This window comes from Yoonia maritima (assembly GCF_003003285.1).
Lineage (GTDB): Bacteria > Pseudomonadota > Alphaproteobacteria > Rhodobacterales > Rhodobacteraceae > Yoonia > Yoonia maritima.
Window position 1 is genome coordinate 1 of sequence record NZ_PVTP01000005.1, and the last position, 17116, is coordinate 17116.

Annotated in this window: 20 protein-coding genes and 2 riboswitches; of the genes, 4 read left to right on the plus strand and 16 right to left on the minus strand. The window is 53.3% G+C overall.

The features are described from left to right. Positions 1-513: 513 nt before the first annotated feature. The 10 genes from msrQ to CLV80_RS08545 form a co-directional block, all read right to left on the minus strand. Complete coding sequence (msrQ, locus tag CLV80_RS08500) at positions 514-1143, minus strand: protein-methionine-sulfoxide reductase heme-binding subunit MsrQ (protein ID WP_106356973.1); 630 nt, start codon at positions 1141-1143, stop codon at positions 514-516. Next, entirely contained in the window at positions 1143-2042 is a 900-nt protein-coding gene (gene msrP, locus CLV80_RS08505) for a protein-methionine-sulfoxide reductase catalytic subunit MsrP (RefSeq protein WP_106356975.1), read from the minus strand. The genes msrQ and msrP overlap by 1 nt, the downstream gene beginning before the upstream one ends. Before the next feature lie 105 nt (positions 2043-2147). Continuing rightward, the gene (locus tag CLV80_RS08510) at positions 2148-2891 is read right to left on the minus strand and encodes an ABC transporter permease (protein WP_106356977.1); all 744 of its coding nucleotides are present in this window, start codon (positions 2889-2891) and stop codon (positions 2148-2150) included. Beyond that, positions 2888-3613 carry an ABC transporter ATP-binding protein gene (locus tag CLV80_RS08515; RefSeq protein WP_106356979.1) on the minus strand — a complete coding sequence of 242 codons (726 nt, stop codon included), beginning with the start codon at positions 3611-3613 and terminating at the stop codon, positions 2888-2890. The genes CLV80_RS08510 and CLV80_RS08515 overlap by 4 nt, the downstream gene beginning before the upstream one ends. Next, the gene (gene tenA / locus CLV80_RS08520) at positions 3610-4296 is read right to left on the minus strand and encodes a thiaminase II (protein WP_106356981.1); all 687 of its coding nucleotides are present in this window, start codon (positions 4294-4296) and stop codon (positions 3610-3612) included. Before tenA ends, CLV80_RS08515 begins: the two co-directional genes overlap by 4 nt. Continuing rightward, positions 4293-5231, minus strand: coding sequence for an ABC transporter substrate-binding protein (locus tag CLV80_RS08525; protein WP_106356983.1), 939 nt, complete (start codon positions 5229-5231; stop codon positions 4293-4295). The genes tenA and CLV80_RS08525 overlap by 4 nt, the downstream gene beginning before the upstream one ends. Before the next feature lie 14 nt (positions 5232-5245). Continuing rightward, a complete protein-coding gene (gene thiD / locus CLV80_RS08530) occupies positions 5246-6046 on the minus strand; it encodes a bifunctional hydroxymethylpyrimidine kinase/phosphomethylpyrimidine kinase (RefSeq protein ID WP_106356985.1) in 801 nt (266 codons plus the stop codon). After that, complete coding sequence (gene thiE / locus CLV80_RS08535) at positions 6043-6678, minus strand: thiamine phosphate synthase (protein ID WP_106356987.1); 636 nt, start codon at positions 6676-6678, stop codon at positions 6043-6045. Before thiE ends, thiD begins: the two co-directional genes overlap by 4 nt. Continuing rightward, positions 6669-7454: a hydroxyethylthiazole kinase gene (gene thiM, locus CLV80_RS08540; protein ID WP_106357583.1), complete on the minus strand. Its 786-nt coding sequence runs from the start codon at positions 7452-7454 to the stop codon at positions 6669-6671. Before thiM ends, thiE begins: the two co-directional genes overlap by 10 nt. Positions 7455-7498: 44 nt before the next feature. Then, a riboswitch (TPP riboswitch) is annotated at positions 7499-7588 on the minus strand. Positions 7589-7693: 105 nt separating this feature from the next. Then, entirely contained in the window at positions 7694-8125 is a 432-nt protein-coding gene (locus tag CLV80_RS08545) for a hypothetical protein (RefSeq protein WP_106356989.1), read from the minus strand. Between the two features lie 230 nt (positions 8126-8355). On the opposite strand from CLV80_RS08545, the gene CLV80_RS08550 reads away from it, so the two are divergent. Further along, positions 8356-8832 (plus strand): fasciclin domain-containing protein, encoded by a 477-nt coding sequence (locus CLV80_RS08550; protein ID WP_106356991.1) that lies wholly within the window; start codon positions 8356-8358, stop codon positions 8830-8832. 36 nt (positions 8833-8868) lie between these two features. On the opposite strand, the gene CLV80_RS08555 is transcribed toward CLV80_RS08550, so the two are convergent. Both CLV80_RS08555 and clpB read right to left on the minus strand, forming a co-directional pair. After that, positions 8869-9243 (minus strand): SpoIIAA family protein, encoded by a 375-nt coding sequence (locus tag CLV80_RS08555; protein WP_106356993.1) that lies wholly within the window; start codon positions 9241-9243, stop codon positions 8869-8871. 144 nt (positions 9244-9387) lie between these two features. Beyond that, positions 9388-12000 carry an ATP-dependent chaperone ClpB gene (gene clpB, locus CLV80_RS08560; RefSeq protein ID WP_106356995.1) on the minus strand — a complete coding sequence of 871 codons (2613 nt, stop codon included), beginning with the start codon at positions 11998-12000 and terminating at the stop codon, positions 9388-9390. A gap of 290 nt (positions 12001-12290) precedes the next feature. Here clpB and CLV80_RS08565 point away from each other — a divergent pair, with 290 nt between their 5' ends. The 3 genes from CLV80_RS08565 to CLV80_RS08575 all read left to right on the plus strand — a co-directional run bounded on the left by CLV80_RS08565 (position 12291) and on the right by CLV80_RS08575 (position 13817). Continuing rightward, complete coding sequence (locus tag CLV80_RS08565) at positions 12291-12491, plus strand: hypothetical protein (RefSeq protein WP_207766541.1); 201 nt, start codon at positions 12291-12293, stop codon at positions 12489-12491. A gap of 355 nt (positions 12492-12846) precedes the next feature. After that, entirely contained in the window at positions 12847-13563 is a 717-nt protein-coding gene (gene pyrF, locus CLV80_RS08570; RefSeq protein WP_106356998.1) for an orotidine-5'-phosphate decarboxylase, read from the plus strand. A gap of 74 nt (positions 13564-13637) precedes the next feature. Then, positions 13638-13817, plus strand: coding sequence for an orotidine 5'-phosphate decarboxylase (locus tag CLV80_RS08575; RefSeq protein WP_106357000.1), 180 nt, complete (start codon positions 13638-13640; stop codon positions 13815-13817). Between the two features lie 105 nt (positions 13818-13922). Here the strand turns inward: CLV80_RS08575 and CLV80_RS08580 are convergent, their stop codons facing one another. The 4 genes from CLV80_RS08580 to CLV80_RS08595 form a co-directional block, all read right to left on the minus strand. After that, positions 13923-14195 (minus strand): NfeD family protein, encoded by a 273-nt coding sequence (locus CLV80_RS08580; protein ID WP_106357002.1) that lies wholly within the window; start codon positions 14193-14195, stop codon positions 13923-13925. A 1-nt stretch (position 14196) separates the two neighbouring features. Next, the gene (locus CLV80_RS08585; RefSeq protein ID WP_106357004.1) at positions 14197-15087 is read right to left on the minus strand and encodes an SPFH domain-containing protein; all 891 of its coding nucleotides are present in this window, start codon (positions 15085-15087) and stop codon (positions 14197-14199) included. A 42-nt stretch (positions 15088-15129) separates the two neighbouring features. Next, entirely contained in the window at positions 15130-16380 is a 1251-nt protein-coding gene (locus CLV80_RS08590; RefSeq protein WP_106357006.1) for a D-amino acid dehydrogenase, read from the minus strand. Between the two features lie 117 nt (positions 16381-16497). Beyond that, positions 16498-16586, minus strand: a riboswitch (glycine riboswitch). An 89-nt stretch (positions 16587-16675) separates the two neighbouring features. Beyond that, entirely contained in the window at positions 16676-17113 is a 438-nt protein-coding gene (locus tag CLV80_RS08595) for an NUDIX hydrolase (protein ID WP_106357008.1), read from the minus strand. Positions 17114-17116 lie beyond the last annotated feature (3 nt).

Consider the following 17116-nt stretch of genomic DNA (forward strand, 5'->3'; position numbering starts at 1 on the left):
ATGGCGCGCCCCGCCTCAAATACCTCAAAATTTCTTACCGCCCCCGATCCATCCCTCAGCGTCTCCGCTTCCGTCTGACCCGTCCGGCGCCCCGTCGGTGCTTGTTAGCGCCGCCGGTGAAGGGGGTTCTAAGGTTATCACCCAACACCCGCAACCCCTTTTTCAAAAAATCATAAAGTTTTTGAGAAAAAGAAGAAATTCGCGTGTTTTGAAGCAGTTAGCCACCGTTCATTGCGCAGACCCCGACGTCAAACGTAACTTAATTACGCTCACAGACCCGGATGGCAGACCAACAATCAACAAAGCCCCGAGTCGTCCCCAGTTTCACGGCAGGTGCGTTGTAAAAATCTGCGTAATTCCCCGCCAAATGTGAATCGCTCTGCGTGATTAGGTGCAAAATCTGCGGACATGAGGCTTAATCTAGGGACTCGGCCCGACTTGGGGGCGAATCTGAAATGACCGCCGTGAACGAGTCCAACGACAGCCACTCCATACCGTGTCATTTAATGACGCCTACTCGCCAACAGCTAAGCCACCGGGTTTTACCGCCCGCCTTTGGCGCAGCTTAACTCGCAGAGCCAACAGGCCCCCGACAATCAACGCATAGACGATAGGTTCGATTTGGAACCCTTTCACCAGCCATATGTAGTGAAGGACCGCCAATACAGCGACAGGGTAGGTTAGCTTGTGCAACTTACGCCAGTTGGCACCAAGTTTACGAATTGAACGGTTGTTCGAAGTTAATGCCAGTGGAACCATCAAAACGAAGGCAATCATGCCCACAGTGACATAGGGCCGCTTAACGACTTCGGTCCACATCCGGCCAAAGCTTTGAACATCGAGGACCGCCCACACAAGGAAATGCGCGAGCACGACGAAGAACGCGGTTACGCCAATGGCCCGACGAAACTTGAGCAGGTTCACCCCAGTCCATGTTCGAAGCGGGGTCACCATCAATCCAAGCACGATCAGCTTTAGCCCAAGCTCACCATATTCACGCTCAAGCGCATTGATCGGTTCCGGGCCCATTTGATCGGTCGCAGCCAGATAGAACATCCAAACGACCCAAGCGGCACCTACTATATATATAGTCCACGTCGGAACCCTGCGAAGTGACTGGTTAACGGTATCAACAATATGCATCAAAAGAACTCTGACAGGTCCATGCCTTCGTAAAGGCTGGCGACTTCGGGGTAACCGTTAAACATTAGCGTGTCTTGGCGGGATGCGAACAGACCACCGCCAACGCGACGTTCGGTTGCCTGGGACCAGCGCGGGTGATCGACGGTTGGGTTCACATTACTATAGAACCCGTATTCGCGGCGGTTCGCCTTGTTCCAACTGATAGGTGGCTCTTCGTCGGTCAGGGTGATGCGCACGATGGATTTGATCGACTTGAACCCATACTTCCACGGCACAACCAACCGCATGGGCGCACCGTTTTGGTTTGCCAGCGGCTCGTCATAAATGCCCGTCGCCATAATTGTCAGCGGATGCATCGCCTCGTCCAGACGAAGCCCCTCTACATATGGAAAGTCGAGAACCCGGTTCCGAACACCAATCATGTTGTCAGGCTGAACCACGGTTTCAAACGCAACATATTTCGCAGAGGACTGCACGCCAACCTTGTTCAAGATGTCGGCCAATTCGATGCCATTCCAAGGAATGACCATCGACCATGCCTCTACACAGCGGAAGCGGTATAGGCGGTCCTCGACGCTAAGCCCCGACAACAGATCGGCCAAAGCATAATCGCCGGGGTTATCAACCAGCCCGTCGATCTTCACCGTCCAGTTCGACGTATCCAACTGGTGCGCGTTTTGCGCCGGGTCGTTTTTGCCCACACCAAATTCATAGTAGTTATTGTAGGTCCTGATTTCTTCGAGAGTGTTCGGCTCAAGCGCGTCTTGTGCGCTCGCGCTACCTGCGATCCCAATCGCGCCGAGGCCAACAGTGCCTGCCAGAATTTGACGACGGTTAAGATAGGCGGACTTTGGGGTGATATCCGCGCGGGTAAGATCATTGGTCCAGCGATAGGCCATTTAGGGCTCCGTTCAGTACGTTTCCCGACAGTATATAGTGTAGAAGTATTGAAAGATGTCTCACGATGCCGCCAGCCGACTGAAATGTTGCGCCAAAGCCATGTTTCAACTTGTCACCGACGTATCCGTCAAACGGTTTGCCAACATCGAAACCACCTTGTGAAACAGTAGTGTCAGCAAGGCGAGAACGATCAAAGTCGCGAACATCAGATCGATTTTTGCCCTGCCGTTTGCAAGCAACATTAAATAGCCAAGCCCCCGCGATGCCCCGACCCATTCACCGATGACCGCACCAATTGGCGCATAAACAGCCGCGAGCTTTAGCCCAGACGCCAACGATGGCAACGCAGACGGAATTTTGATCCGAAGCATCATCTGCGTTTTGCTTGCCCCCATCGTTTTAGCAAGGTCCAACAACGCCGGTGTCACCCGTGATAGCCCGTCATAAAACGCCGATGTCACTGGGAAATAGATAATAAGAACTGCCATGACGATCTTTGACCCGATCCCATATCCAAACCAAAGCGTCAAAATTGGTGCCAATGCAAACACAGGAACGGCTTGGGTGAAGACCAGCAATGGAAGCGTAAGACGCGCCAACCTAGGAAAGGCAGCCAATTGGATTGCTGTAATCGCCCCGAGGCTAGCACCAATGATCAAGCCCAAGATCACTTCGGTTCCGGTGACCACCGCATGCTCTGCAATCAGCGCTCGGCTTTCAAATGCGGCTTTAGCCACCCGCCATGGCGCAGGTAAGATGAAATGCGGTGCATCCGTCACCCAAACCAACGCCTGCCATAAACATAACCCCAATAGCGTTGCGCAAAATGGATATGTTAAACGGTTCATGCCCCCACCCTTAGGTGTGCAAGCAAAGATGCCTGACTACGTAACATTTCCGGATCGTCCGGTTGGCGAATTGGCATCGTATTAGGCAAATCCCAAGCATTCGCACCATCCTCTGACAACAGTGTAATCTGATGACCAAGACGACAAGCTTCGGCCGGATCATGCGTCACAAGCAACACGGTCCTGCCAGCCAATAGCTCTGCCGCCAAATCCTGCATATCGGCGCGCGTTCCTGCATCTAATGCTGAAAACGGTTCGTCCAATAACACAATGGGTCTGTTTTCCATCAAGGTTCGCGCCAGCGCTGCCCGCTGACGCATCCCCCCCGACAAAGCGCCCGGTTTTTTCTTGATGTGGTCCGATAACCCCACCCGGTCGATCAACGCATTTGCCTGATCAAAATCCGGCTCTGCGCCACGTAGACGTGAACCAATCACAACATTCTCGTGCAAATTCAACCAAGGGAGAAGTAGATCCGATTGCGCCATATAGCTGGCCCGCTTGGCAATAGGTTGTCCGTCATCGGCCACGATCTCTCCGATAAAATCGCCAGCTGTTTCCAGCCCAAGGATCAATCGCAGGATCGTAGACTTACCCACACCCGACCGCCCCAACAGGCAAGTCCATTGTCCTGCGGAGATCGACATATCAATCGGGCCAAACAGACGGTGATCGTCTACGTCATAGCGACCTTGCAATGTGATCGTCGGGGCATAGATCATGCCCCCAACAGTCCCATATCCCAGAACCCAACCTCCAGTTCAGTCGCCTTGGTAAAGCGGCCTTGCAACTGTGCCCAACGGGGTGTGGCTTTGAAATCAGCCCCAAGCCGCCGGATCACCGCAGCGTCCAGCATATCGCCAAAAGATACCATCACCTGCTGATAATCTACGTCCGCATATGTCGCGATCCAATCAGCATAAGGCGTGTCATTGCACGCCGCACCCACGAGCCGCAGTCCGATTTCACCGTAACCAAAGCAGCAAGGTGCAAGCGCGACCATCAGGTCCAAAAAATCACCCTGCAACCCGGCATCAATGACATAACGGGTGTAGGCAAGGTTCGCGACTTCTTCCTTGGCGGAGAACAGGGCTGTTTCTTCAATGCCAGCCTTAGCACAAGTTTTCACATGCAACGCCATTTCATGATTCACCAATGCATCGACTGTACGCGCACAGGTTTTCATCTCGGCCATTGTTTCGGCCTTCACGACGCCCAATGACCATGCCCGCGCAAAGTGAACAAGGAACACGTAATCCTGCACCAAGTAGTGCAGGAAAGATGCCTGCGGTAATGTCCCGTCGCCCAAACCACGCACAAACGCATGATCCGTATATGCGCTCCATTCATCGGGACACGCCGCCCTTAGCGCCGCGAAACTGCGACCATAGTCAGGCCCGCTCATTCCGCAGTCACATCAATAGCAATTGTTGCGACATCATTCATCGCAGGCACAAGCCCGGCATCATACAAAAAGGCTTCGAAATTTGCATAACGTCCGACATCCATTGCGGTGGGTCGCAGTGCAAAACGCGGCAGCGTATCCACCCACGCGCGCGCATTAAGCTCATCTTGTAATTCGGGCGATGTCCCAGCGAAGATATCCCAGCTTTCTTGCGGATGGTTCACTATGAATTGCGTCGCCTTTTCAGTCGCCGCAAGAAAACGCCGGATCATATCGCGATCCATCGTTTCCGGATTCGCGACATAGATAAGTTCGTCGTATGACGGCAGCCCTTCTTCTTCGACATAGAAACAACGGCCCGGAACACCTTCGATATCCATCTGATTGAGTTCAAAGTTGCGATATGCGCCGATCACCGCATCCACCTGCCCCGACATAAGCGATGGTGACAATGACCAGTTCACATTGATCAATTCAACATCATCTAGGCTTAAACCGTGTTTACGCAGGATGGACCCCAGCACCGCCTCTTCGACACCGCCCACTGAAAACCCAACCTTACGACCTGCAAGGTCGGCTGGGGTAGTGATATCGCCGCCCTCCAAAACAAGAAGGCAATTCAGCGGCGTCGCCACCAATGTTCCAACGCGTTGCAACGGCAAACCTTGATGGATTTGCAGGTGCAGTTGCGGCTGGTAGGAAATCGCAAGATCCGCCTGACCTGCGGCAACCATCTTGGGTGGATCAGAAGGATCAGCCGGCGCGATAATTTCGACTGCAAGATCAGCATCTGCAAAGTATCCCAGCTCTTGGGCGACAATGATAGGCCCATGATCGGGGTTGATGAACCAATCCAGCATAAGCGTCATGTCGTCCTGCGCCATCAAAGGCGATGTACACAGCGAAAAGGCCGCGGTTAAATATGTCAGTTTCATATGATTTTCTTTCGTTACGAATAGAATGAGGAAAAGTGATGTGTCGGCCCATGCCCCGCGCCGACGGACAACTGGTCAGCATCTGCAATCGCACGAGCAACATAGGATTTGGCGGCGACGACAGCGTCTGTCAGCGCTTTACCTTTCGCCATTTGCGCGGTCAGCGCCGATGACAAGGTACAGCCCGTACCATGCGTATTCTTTGTTGAAATACGCGCGCCATCGAACCAACACAGACCAACATCGGTCACAAGACAGTCGGGGCTTTCATCTGATGCAAGGTGACCGCCCTTAAGCAAGATCGCATCTGGCCCTAGTCCCATTAATGCCGTTGCCTGTTCGACCATTTCATCACGGTTTGTCGCGACAGACGCCCCTAACAAATGCGCGGCCTCGGGCAAATTAGGCGTTAAGACAGTCGCCAAAGGCAGAAGTGTGTCACGCAAAGTCGCAACCGCATCGTCATCCAACAAAGAAGCCCCGCCCTTGGCGATCATCACAGGGTCTAAAACAACTGGTAAATCCGGATAGGACCGTAGCGCATCGGCGATCGACCTCGCGATTTCCGCGTTCGCGACCATCCCAATCTTAACGGCATCAACCCGGATATCCGCAAAAACAGCTGCGATTTGATCGCAAACGAATGAAGGTGGCACAAGATACACACCGCTAACACCTTGGGTGTTTTGTGCAGTCAAACCAGTAATTGCGGCCATTGCGAACGCGCCATTAGCAGATATTGCTTTGATGTCTGCTTGGATACCGGCCCCGCCCGACGGGTCGGACCCCGCGATGGAAAGAACATTGGCGATCATTGTGATCTCCTGTTTTGTATAAATTTGCCTGCGGCCGCGCTCGGGTCTGGTTGCCCGCAAATGGCCGACACAACGGCAAGACCGTCTGCGCCGGCGGACATGACATCACCGACATGTGTCGCATTTAGCCCCCCGATTGCGACAGCCGGCAGATCACTGAGCGAAACAAGCGTTTTTAGCCCCGCCATCCCGATAGGCTGTTTGTGGTCAGATTTTGTGTCTGTCGCAAAAACGGGCCCAATTCCCAGATAATCGACAGGCGCAGAATTGGCCTTGGATACAGTTCGGGCAGTTTCGCAAGACAGTCCCAAAATCCGGTCAGAGCCAAGAACGGAACGTGCTTTTTGCACTGAGCTGTCACCTTGGCCAATATGCGCGCCGTCCGCGCCAGATGCGATTGCCGCCTCAAGATCATCATTGATCAACAACGGGACACCCGTACCATTCAAAACACGGATCAACGCCCGCGCGAGGTCCACCCGCTGCGCCGTTGTCGCGTGCTTATCGCGCAGTTGCACCATCGTAACGCCACCGGCCACCGCCCGTTGCACCGTTTCAACCACGCCAATGTCTGCGCAAAGCGCCGGATCAGTGACCAAATAGACGCGTAACTTTTTAGCTATCAAAGCCATTGAACACGGCCGGGCTTGTCCAGATCACTTGGCATCACGTTTGGCAAAGCATCCAAAAACGCGACTTGAAAGCTGCCCGGACCGTCTGCCCTTTGGGCCGCCGTCAAACCGGCTTCGGCGAAATGCGCGAGTGCGGCAACTGCCGCCTCTAGCGGCGGGGCAACAGCGGCAAAAGCCCCCATCAAAGCTGTCAAAGAACACCCCATCGCAGTGATCATAGGCATAATTTCGGACCCGCCAGTCACACGTGCACTACGATCACCGTCAGTCACAAAATCGACTTCGCCAGTAACCGCCACAACACACCCCTGACTTTGCGCCAGTGAAATTGCTGCGCTTTCAGCGTCGGCCACGCTATCACCGCTATCTGCCCCCTTACCAGCAGTCTCAGCACCGATCAGCGCCATTATTTCAGACGCGTTTCCGCGTATGATCGTTGGCCTACGCGTGATGAGATCGCGCACCACCTCGCCCCGATAAGGGGTCGCAAAATGGGCAACCGGGTCAAGCACCCAAGGCACCCCTGCCGACACGGCCGTATCCGCAGCCAGCTGCATCGCCGCAACCCAATCAGGCGAAAGCGTTCCTATGTTGATTGTCAGGGCACCGCTGATGGGGACAAAATTCGCGACCTCCGCTTCGGCATGGACCATCGCAGGCGATGCACCCGCTGCAAGCACGACATTTGCCGCGATATTCATTGCAACATAATTGGTGATACACTGCACCAACGGCGCTTGATTACGAAGGTCGGCAAGAGCTTGTTCTATTTTCACGGTCAATTCTCCGACCAGCGAAAAAAGGAAGACCGCCGTGAAATACACAGCGACTTCTACCCTCCCTCCGCCAGCATTATCTGGTTCAGGTTCAAAGGGTACTTCTCAGCCGTTAGGCGCCCCCGGTACCATCGTGATAGGAGGCAGCGCTAAGGTCGTCAACCACTGTCATTCATGCTTAGCAATTTAGGGCCGCAAAGATTGCGTTACAGTCCTTGCAGCACCACACGCATAGTTGCTTAGCAAATATTGTAGGGAACGACAGCGCTGTATTTTGCGCAGAACCGTCCATCTGCCCACCACACATCAGTCGGGCCTATGACATAGTCATCCGTAATCCAGCGTCCATCGCTTTGATACAAATAACCGATAAATATCGGCCCATCGATCAAATCTATAGGTCTACCTTGCTCAAGAACCAAGGGCGTTAGCGCAAGATCAACAGCGCTCCCGTCGGGGCGTTGCGCATCCAGAATGGCAAAAGCACGTCCTGCGTCCACCAACAACTCCTGAACGACAAATCTGACAGGCGCCCCCAAATCGGCTTCTGCGGCAACACGCGCGGCATCTAAAACATCTCGCCTTAACTGGGTGCCGGGCTGAGGTGTGATTGGCTCTGCGCTTGCGCTGCCGACAAACAGGATCAAAAATACCGAAATGAGGTTTCTCATAAGTGTATCTCAATAAATAAATGAGGTTCTCATTCTGCGACAACACCTCGGATCACTCAAGAATTATCACCAATATTTGTGTGGAAATCCAAAATCCGCCCGGCTTAGTTCAAATGTGGCTTTGGTCAACGGCGAAAACCTATCTTTAATGGTGATCCAATCACTCGTGTGCGTCCGTAACGTTTCCGATGCTACCGACAATGCATCTTTCATTAACGGGAGAAACCACAATGCTACGTAGAACTTTCACAGCACTCAGTACAGCAGCACTATTCGCAACGGCAGCCTGCGCAGGCGGTCATTCCAAAGACATCGTTGATACGGCAATCGACGCAGGTTCTTTCACAACATTGATCGCAGCGACCCAAGCTGCTGGACTTTTTGAAACCCTAAAAGGCGACGGCCCGTTCACAGTATTCGCTCCAACAGACGATGCTTTCGCTGCCCTACCAGAAGGAACAGTCGAGGCACTGCTAGCAGATCCAGATGCACTTGCTCAAATCCTGACGTACCACGTCATCGCCGGCAAAGTAATGTCGACTGACCTAAGCGACAACATGATGGCAACCACCGTGAACGGTGCGGAGGTGACAATCACCACCATGAACGGCGTAAAGGTAAACGATGCAAACGTTGTGGCAGCCGATATCGAAGCATCAAACGGCGTCATTCACGTCATCGACAAAGTGATCCTACCACCAAGCTGAATACTTTCTTGGGCCTCGGTCATATGATTGGGGCCCTCAGGAGCTGGCTTCGGATAGCCATCCTTCGGCGTCATCAATTTGAGCCAGTTCAAAGCTTTTTATCTTGAGCCCAGGAATAAGCGCGCCTTCGACTTCAGCTGCAGTTCGCAACCACCCAGCATCGCTTAGCACGGCGCATTTATCGAACTTACCTAGCAATCCAAACAGTTTTGGCAACCGCGCGAATTCCACCCCGATTGCACCAAGCGTCGGCAGCGAAAAATCCGTGATGGTATACAGCATTTTGCCATCGGATATACCTTCGGACTTTGCAATGAGGTCATCCAGCGCCATGCGCATGGTATCAGCATCAATCCCACCGTGCAGTTCGATATCAAGACGATTGGCCTTCGGGCTCGTGATCTTAAGCATGATAAAATCTCCTTTTATGCGGCTATACTGACACACAGGTCGCAGACTTTCGTTGATTTCGATCAACGCGAAAGCCGACCCTCCCATGGTAAAATCAACCGCACACATTCCACAAAAAAGGGCGCCCGGAGGCGCCCAATTTCTTTAGTGTACGACCGCATCTTTGGGCGGTTGTCGTTTACTTGATGACACCCGGTCACCCACCAACAACCCGTCCGCGCCAGCGCTTACGCTGATCGCATCACCGTCCATGACATCGCCAGCCAAGATCATTTCGGCCAACTGGTCTTGCAACGCACGTTGGATCACCCGCTTAAGCGGACGCGCACCGAACACCGGATCGTAGCCTTCGTCGGCCAACCACTTCAGTGCGGCATCATCCAGATCCAGCGTGATGTTCCGCCCGGCCAAACGTTTGGCAAGCAGACCCAACTGGATCGAAACGATCCCGGCCATGTCTTCGCGTGCAAGCCGATCAAAAATGATCGTCTCATCCAGACGGTTCAAGAACTCTGGACGGAAGTGCGCACGTACCGCATCCATCACATCGCGCTTGGCGTCGCTTGCATCTGCACCATCTGGCAGCTGACTTAGGGATTGCGCCCCAAGGTTCGACGTTAGGATGATCAGCGTTTGCTTGAAATCAACGGTCCGGCCCTGACCATCGGTCAGAACACCATCATCAAGCACCTGCAAAAGCACGTTGAACACATCAGGGTGCGCCTTTTCGACTTCATCAAACAGGATCACCTGATAAGGGCGACGGCGTACAGCCTCGGTCAACACGCCACCTTCGTCATAGCCAACATAACCCGGAGGCGCACCGATCAGACGTGATACAGCGTGTTTCTCCATGAACTCGGACATGTCGATACGAACCATCGCGTGTTCATCGTCGAACAGATACTCAGCCACCGCTTTAGTCAGCTCTGTTTTACCAACACCGGTTGGCCCAAGGAACAAGAACGATCCAAGCGGACGGTTCTCATCATTCAGACCGGCGCGCGCACGGCGCACGGCGTTGGCCACCGCAGTTACAGCAGACCGCTGGCCAATGACGCGTTTGCCTAGTTCGTCTTCCATACGCAGTAGCTTGTCACGCTCTCCCTCCAGCATCTTGCTGGTCGGGATACCTGTCCAACGCTCAACGACTTCGGCGATCTGTTCAGGACGAACCGCCTCTTCGACCATAAGGTCTTCGTTTTCCTCTGCGTCTGAAAGCTTACGCTCAAGATCAGGGATCACGCCGTAAGACAGTTCACCGGCTTTCGCGAGGTTACCTTCGCGTTTCGCGATATCCAGCTCCGCCCGCGCACGATCAAGATGTTCTTTGACCTCGCGTGTGCCTTCCAGCTTGTCGCGCTCGGCCTGCCATTTCACGGTCATTTCTGACGCGCGATCTTGGAGGTCAGCTAGTTCCTTTTCCAGTTTCTCAAGCCGATCAACCGATGCTTTGTCGTCTTCTTTCTTCAGCGCCTCAGCTTCGATCTGAAGCTGGAGAATCTGACGATCCAACGCGTCCAGTTCTTCTGGCTTACTGTCGACTTGCATACGCAAACGCGACGCTGCTTCGTCCATCAGGTCGATGGCTTTGTCTGGCAGAAAACGGTCTGTAATATAGCGATGCGACAAGGTTGCAGCGGCCACAAGCGCGGCATCCGCGATACGTACACCGTGGTGCAATTCGTATTTTTCCTTAATCCCGCGCAAAATGCTGACAGTATCGGAAACGGTTGGTTCTTCGACCATCAACGGCTGAAAACGACGGGCTAGGGCTGCGTCTTTTTCTACATACTTGCGGTATTCGTCCAAAGTGGTCGCACCGATACAGTGCAATTCACCACGCGCAAGCGCAGGTTTGATCAGGTTGGCCGCATCCATAGCGCCATCGGACTTACCGGCACCAACAAGCGTGTGCATCTCGTCGATGAAGAGGATGATTTCACCGGCAGCGGTTTCGATTTCTTTCAAAACAGCTTTCAGGCGTTCTTCGAACTCACCACGATATTTCGCGCCAGCAATCAGCGCCCCCATATCCAGCGCCATCAGTTTCTTGTTGCGCAGGCTTTCTGGAACATCGCCGTCGATGATCCGCAAGGCTAGCCCCTCGGCGATCGCTGTTTTACCAACGCCGGGTTCACCGATCAGAACCGGGTTATTCTTGGTCCGGCGTGACAAGACCTGCATTGCACGACGAATTTCTTCGTCGCGGCCAATGATAGGGTCGATTTTACCTTGCTCGGCGGCCTCGGTCAGATCGCGAGCGTATTTGGCGAGCGCTTCGAAACTGTCTTCGGCGCTTGCGCTGTCCGCAGTACGACCTTTGCGAATGTCATTAATCGCAGCGTTCAGGTTCATTGCGGTCACACCACCAGCATCCAATGCGTCCTTCGCTTTGGATTTGATCACGGCAAGCGCGGTCAACAGGCGTTCAACCGGCACAAAGCTATCGCCAGCTTTCTTGGCGATTTTTTCGGCCTCATCGACGACTTTGGCGGTGTTGTTGTCAAGATAGACTTGGCCCGCGTCCCCAGTAACCTGCGGAATTTTCGCGACACTTGCGTTCACGACGCTGCGCACCGTCGCGACATCACCGCCCGAACGGGTGATAAGGTTGGCGGCTAGGCCTTCCTCATCGTCCATCAATGCTTTTAATAGATGTTCTGGCGCAAGACGCTGATGGTTCTCACGCATTGCGATCGTTTGTGCGGCTTGAATAAAGCCGCGCGACCGCTCTGTGAACTTATCTAAGTTCATGAGTTCTCTCCTTTGTTAAGCGCCCAGTCGTTCGGATGCCCACCATTGCGGCACACCCCTTATTGGGCCTCTATCCATAGATGGTAAGCCAGACCACATTCCGCAAGGTCACAGCGGGCAATGTTATACCTGCAAGGCGTTTATCCACAATTTTTCCCCGTTGATGAACAAAAACCGCAAGCTATTTCAAATTATAGTTTTGAATAATTATCGAGTACTTTCTCATGGACGTATTGCACAGCCACATTGTCAAAGTGTCCGCGCGCCAAACGGGCATCGTGGAGGCGCATATGCACTTGATCATCCGCGTCAGCCCTACCTGTGAGCCAAGCGGACAAAGTGTGATCGTCATGGTGCAAGAAGGTCCACCCAACCTGAAACAAAGGATCCATCAAGAGGCAGCGCTGATGGCTGCAAAGCTAACGCGGTTCGAACATCTATACCGACAAGCAGTGTCGCCCAACTGTTCAGACGGGGAAGCCGAAGAATAAGTTCCCCGTTTCTTGATACCAAAGTCCACCTAAATACGACTCATGAAAACGACACCAAATAAAAAGAAACAATTCGACAATACTATATATAACTACCCGCTGTTTCCTCTGACACCTGCAGCCGTGCGCCGTTTACGCGATCACGACACCAAAGCAGACAAGTCAGGGTCGGCAGGCCCAAAAGACGATTAACACCACTCACATAGAATTCCTGCGCTGTCTTCCCCCAGATCCGCAGGACTATAAAGGCGTAGCTCTTTTCCCGAGGCTACGCCTTTTCTTTTGCCCAGTGCCGATTGCGCCAAACTCTTACAAGATGTAGACCGCGCAAAACCAAGCTGCAAAGGAAACGACTATGTCTGATGATCGCCTAATCGTCGCAATGGATGTCCCTAACGTCATTGCAGGCATGGACCTTGCAGAAAAGCTGGGCGACAGCGTGAGCTTTTACAAAATTGGGCTCGGGATGCTGACGGGCGGCGGGCTCGCGCTTGCGAATGAATTAAAGCAAGAATTCGGTAAGCGTATTTTTCTTGATATGAAATTTTTTGACATTGGCGCGACCGTCGAAGCGGCCGTACGTGGCGTTGCCCAATACGACCTTGATTTTTTGACAGTCCACGGTGACCCGCATGTTGTACGCGCTGCGCGCGCAGGTGCCGGCGGTTCCGACATGAAAATCCTCGCTGTCACTATTCTCACATCACTTGACCGCGATGATTTGGACGCTTCCTGCATCAAAACGGGCGACATTACTGATCTGGTCCAAGAACGCGCTGGCATTGCCCTATCCAACGGCGCTGACGGCGTTATTGCTTCACCTCAAGAGGCATCTCTCATTCGTGCCCTGCCCGAGGCGGATGGCAAATTGATCGTTACCCCCGGCGTACGTCCAGCAGGTGCTGATTTGGGTGATCAGAAACGTGTCATGACGCCAGCACAGGCCATTGCAAATGGTGCCGATCATGTCGTCGTTGGACGGCCAATCTGGCAGGCAGAAAACCCCGCACAAGCCGCAAAAGAAATCGTTGCTGAAATGAATTCTCCGCAAGCGAAACGCGCCAACAACTAAAAATTCCGGTATTTTGGGGAACCAATTAGTGTTTCGCGCATTTCTTAATTGAAACAAGCGAACGAGGTTGCCCAATGAATATCAAAAACTTGCGCTATTCTGCGAAAGAACAGGCCTTCATGGCATCTGTAGATATTGAGCGCTTTGGCCGCACATTCCGGTACCCGTGTGCCGTCCATGGTCCGCAAAGCATGGACCCAGCAGCAGTGGTTGACCGGTTGCGCCACAAAGCGCTGCAAATGTCCGACACCTAAAATCTAACTCCCTCTGATCAAAGCGACGGCGCCTGTCCTGTCCCCAAGACGCTGAAACCTGCTTGATCATAACTGGCCCGGCACATTGCGCGCCGGGCCATTTTTTCAATCGTTGATATCCGTATCCCAGATTTTCACCTGACCGGTACGCAGACCAAACACCTTGCGCATTACCAGATATGAAGCCAACGAAAGTACGGCAAAGATGACGAGCGTCAGGGCGAACCCTTTGGCAGATATCCCGATGAGGATAAGTAACCCCATCACTGCAGCGCCCATAGCAAACCCAAGAAAGATATAACCGGGTACAAGTACCTCAAGCGTGGCTAGGACGACTGCAGCAGACATCCAAACCCACCATTGTGTCCAAAGCGGCATATTAACGTCCTTTCAACATTTTGAAGGCATCGCCAAACGCCTCGACAGCGTTCGCAGGTAGGACGATTGTTTGGTTGCCTTGTTTCGATGCAACGGCTTGGAATGCCTCAACCTGTTTTAGCGCAACTTGGTACTGCGCGGCCTCTAGACCGTTTTCAGCGATCGCAACGGCAACAACTTGGGTCGCATATGCTTCAGCGTCGGCACGTACACGGCGGGCTTCTGCTTCTTGCTTCGCAGCGTATAGCTCACCTTCGGCCTGAAGTTCCACGGCACGTTTGGTACCTTCGGCCTCGGTCACTTGCGCGCGGCGTGCACGTTCAGCGTTCAGCTGCTGCAACATCGCCGCACGGGTCGCGGCATCAAGGTTCACGTCAAGAATTTCGGCACGGGTCACTTCGATGCCCCAGTCATCAACTTGCTGGGCAACCTGTTCGCGCACAGCATCAATAAGCGTCGCGCGGTTTGCCTGCACTTGGTCCAATTCCATCCGGCCAATTTCCGAACGCACGATACCAGCAACGGTCGTCGAAATCGCACCATCAACATCGCGGATACGGTAAACGGTCTTTTCTGGTTCAATAATGCGGTAAAACACCGATGTTTCGACCTGCACTAGCACGTTGTCCGACGTAATTGCGTCTTGGGTCATAGCTGGCAGCTGGCGTTCAAGAATCGAAACCTTATGACGAACGCGATCCAGAAACGGCACGATAAAGTTGATGCCAGGCCCAAGCACGGACCGCAGACGGCCAAGACGTTCAACAACGAATTTTTGCGACTGCGGTACGATCCGCACGCCTGCCAAAATGCAGACGATGATGAACACTGCTAATAGCAGGAACAGCACGTTCTGACCGATAAATTCGGCTATTAAATCTTCACTTTGCATATGATCTATCCCTCTTTGTTATGAAGGATAGATAGTTATGCATTAGGCCGATTTCAATGTATGCTGTTGTATACCGTGAGAATTTTTCGCACGCATACGTTGTTCCACTGCGTCTCCCAACAAATCCGCAGTCGCTGCTGACAAAGTCCAACCGAGGTGCCCGTGGCCTGTGTTATAAAAGACACGCGCGTGACGGCCGTTTCCAACCCGTGGCATCATGTTTGGCATCATCGGACGCAAGCCAGCCCAAGGAACGCAGCTTTCTGTGCTGACCTTTGGAAAGTGGGATTCGCACCAATCAACAAGCGGCTTTACACGGTCCGCACGGATGTCCCGGTTAATACCGTTAAACTCTGCAGTGCCGGCAATCCGGAACCGATCGCGACCTAAACGAGACGTCACAATCTTGGCCTTATCATCAAGCAGTGAAACAGTTGGCGCACCATTCTGCGACGCTTCATCACGCAGGTTCACAGTGATCGAATAACCTTTGACCGGATAGATGTTCACCCGGTCGCCCAGCATCTTTGCAAACTGACGCGACGCGACACCGGCGGATACCACAATACCATCAAACCGGGCTTCGGTTGATGTCCGCACAGTGACACCGTCATCGTCCGCTGACACCTGCTGAACATCCTCACCCAGCGCGAACTTCACGCCCTGTGTCTGCAGCCATTCGGCCAAACCAACGGTGAACTTGTGAATGTCGCCAGTGCTATCGCTTTCGGTCCAGAAACCGCCCAAGATGTCGCCGCGTAGGTTTGGCTCTTTCGCGAATACCTCATCGACGGTCAGCTCGCGGCGGTCCAATCCGCCTTGGCCCAACAGATCATTCACGCGGCGGGCGTGATCCAGATCCTGTTGGCTTTGATAGAAATGCAAAATACCCGCTGGTGTGAAATCAAAGTCGATCCCGGCCACCTCCGCCATTTCGGCCAGACCAGCACGGGCCGTGACAGCCAAACGGGCGGTTTCAATAGTGTTTGCCTTGTAACGGGGGATATTCGCCAAAAACTCGGCCATCCAGCTGGCCTTGTGCCATGTCGGGCGCGGGTTCACGGAAAGCGGCGCATCGCCTTGCAGCATCCACTTGATCCCTTTTAGGACCGTAGACCACTGGTTCCAGACTTCAGCATTCGACGCGCTTAACTGGCCACCGTTTGCGAAACTAGTCTCCATCGCGGCATACCGATGGCGATCAAAAACCGTCACGTCAAATCCGCGTTTCATCAATGAATAAGCAGTGGTTACACCGGTAATCCCGGCACCCAGAACAGCAATCGAAGGCAAGGCATCTCTCCGCCAATGGCGCTTTCGCGCGTCGCCCCCACCGTCACTGGGCCTGAGAGATTCACCGCATCGCGGCTTGCTCCTTCGGCGGGCATCGCTGCCACTCTCCGGTGTATTGCACCCCAACCGGTCCCTGCTGCCTGAGAGTTACCGGGGCGGTTGCTCCTTCGGCGACGGACCGAACCGTTCTCTCCCGGTCGGCGTGTTTCCTATAAGAAACTCATAGAGCAAAAAAGAAATATAGCAATCAAATTTCCTACATAATGATTATGTTGATCTTAGAAAAAACCGAACATTAATCCGGCAAACCACCAGTTTCCTTCTCCCAAAGCGCTAATCGTGCCCCAAAAGACGGCACACGGTTCGGCAATGCAATGAAACTAGGCAGATCAAACAAGGCCCAACGCTGCCCCTCATCACCGAATTTAACCTGCGTGACAGTATCGGCCGGTAATTGCGCGACAAAGAACCCGACCCAAGCATCGGGTTTATAATTCGCAGCAAAATTTGATTCCCACAAAACCGCATCCGAAGGCACAGACAGTCCCAGTTCCTCGTTCAACTCTCGGGTCATCGTTTCAAACGGTGTCTCATCGCCCTCGCGTCCGCCACCGGGGAGGTCCCACAAATTCGGATAGGTGATGTGATCAAAATCATCGCGCAGGATGCTAATCAGCTTATCCCCTAAAAACAGCGCAACCTTTGCACCATCATGTTGCCCTGTTGTTCTCATCCG

Coding starts and splice junctions, on each gene's coding strand:
- msrQ (WP_106356973.1), bottom strand. CDS start 1,143: ATGCATATTGTTGATACCGTTAACCAGTCACTTCGCAGGGTTCCGACG.
- msrP (WP_106356975.1), bottom strand. CDS start 2,042: ATGGCCTATCGCTGGACCAATGATCTTACCCGCGCGGATATCACCCCA.
- CLV80_RS08510 (WP_106356977.1), bottom strand. CDS start 2,891: ATGAACCGTTTAACATATCCATTTTGCGCAACGCTATTGGGGTTATGT.
- CLV80_RS08515 (WP_106356979.1), bottom strand. CDS start 3,613: ATGATCTATGCCCCGACGATCACATTGCAAGGTCGCTATGACGTAGAC.
- tenA (WP_106356981.1), bottom strand. CDS start 4,296: ATGAGCGGGCCTGACTATGGTCGCAGTTTCGCGGCGCTAAGGGCGGCG.
- CLV80_RS08525 (WP_106356983.1), bottom strand. CDS start 5,231: ATGAAACTGACATATTTAACCGCGGCCTTTTCGCTGTGTACATCGCCT.
- thiD (WP_106356985.1), bottom strand. CDS start 6,046: ATGATCGCCAATGTTCTTTCCATCGCGGGGTCCGACCCGTCGGGCGGG.
- thiE (WP_106356987.1), bottom strand. CDS start 6,678: ATGGCTTTGATAGCTAAAAAGTTACGCGTCTATTTGGTCACTGATCCG.
- CLV80_RS08545 (WP_106356989.1), bottom strand. CDS start 8,125: ATGAGAAACCTCATTTCGGTATTTTTGATCCTGTTTGTCGGCAGCGCA.
- CLV80_RS08550 (WP_106356991.1), top strand. CDS start 8,356: ATGCTACGTAGAACTTTCACAGCACTCAGTACAGCAGCACTATTCGCA.
- CLV80_RS08555 (WP_106356993.1), bottom strand. CDS start 9,243: ATGCTTAAGATCACGAGCCCGAAGGCCAATCGTCTTGATATCGAACTG.
- clpB (WP_106356995.1), bottom strand. CDS start 12,000: ATGAACTTAGATAAGTTCACAGAGCGGTCGCGCGGCTTTATTCAAGCC.
- CLV80_RS08565 (WP_207766541.1), top strand. CDS start 12,291: ATGCACTTGATCATCCGCGTCAGCCCTACCTGTGAGCCAAGCGGACAA.
- pyrF (WP_106356998.1), top strand. CDS start 12,847: ATGTCTGATGATCGCCTAATCGTCGCAATGGATGTCCCTAACGTCATT.
- CLV80_RS08575 (WP_106357000.1), top strand. CDS start 13,638: ATGAATATCAAAAACTTGCGCTATTCTGCGAAAGAACAGGCCTTCATG.
- CLV80_RS08580 (WP_106357002.1), bottom strand. CDS start 14,195: ATGCCGCTTTGGACACAATGGTGGGTTTGGATGTCTGCTGCAGTCGTC.
- CLV80_RS08585 (WP_106357004.1), bottom strand. CDS start 15,087: ATGCAAAGTGAAGATTTAATAGCCGAATTTATCGGTCAGAACGTGCTG.
- CLV80_RS08595 (WP_106357008.1), bottom strand. CDS start 17,113: ATGAGAACAACAGGGCAACATGATGGTGCAAAGGTTGCGCTGTTTTTA.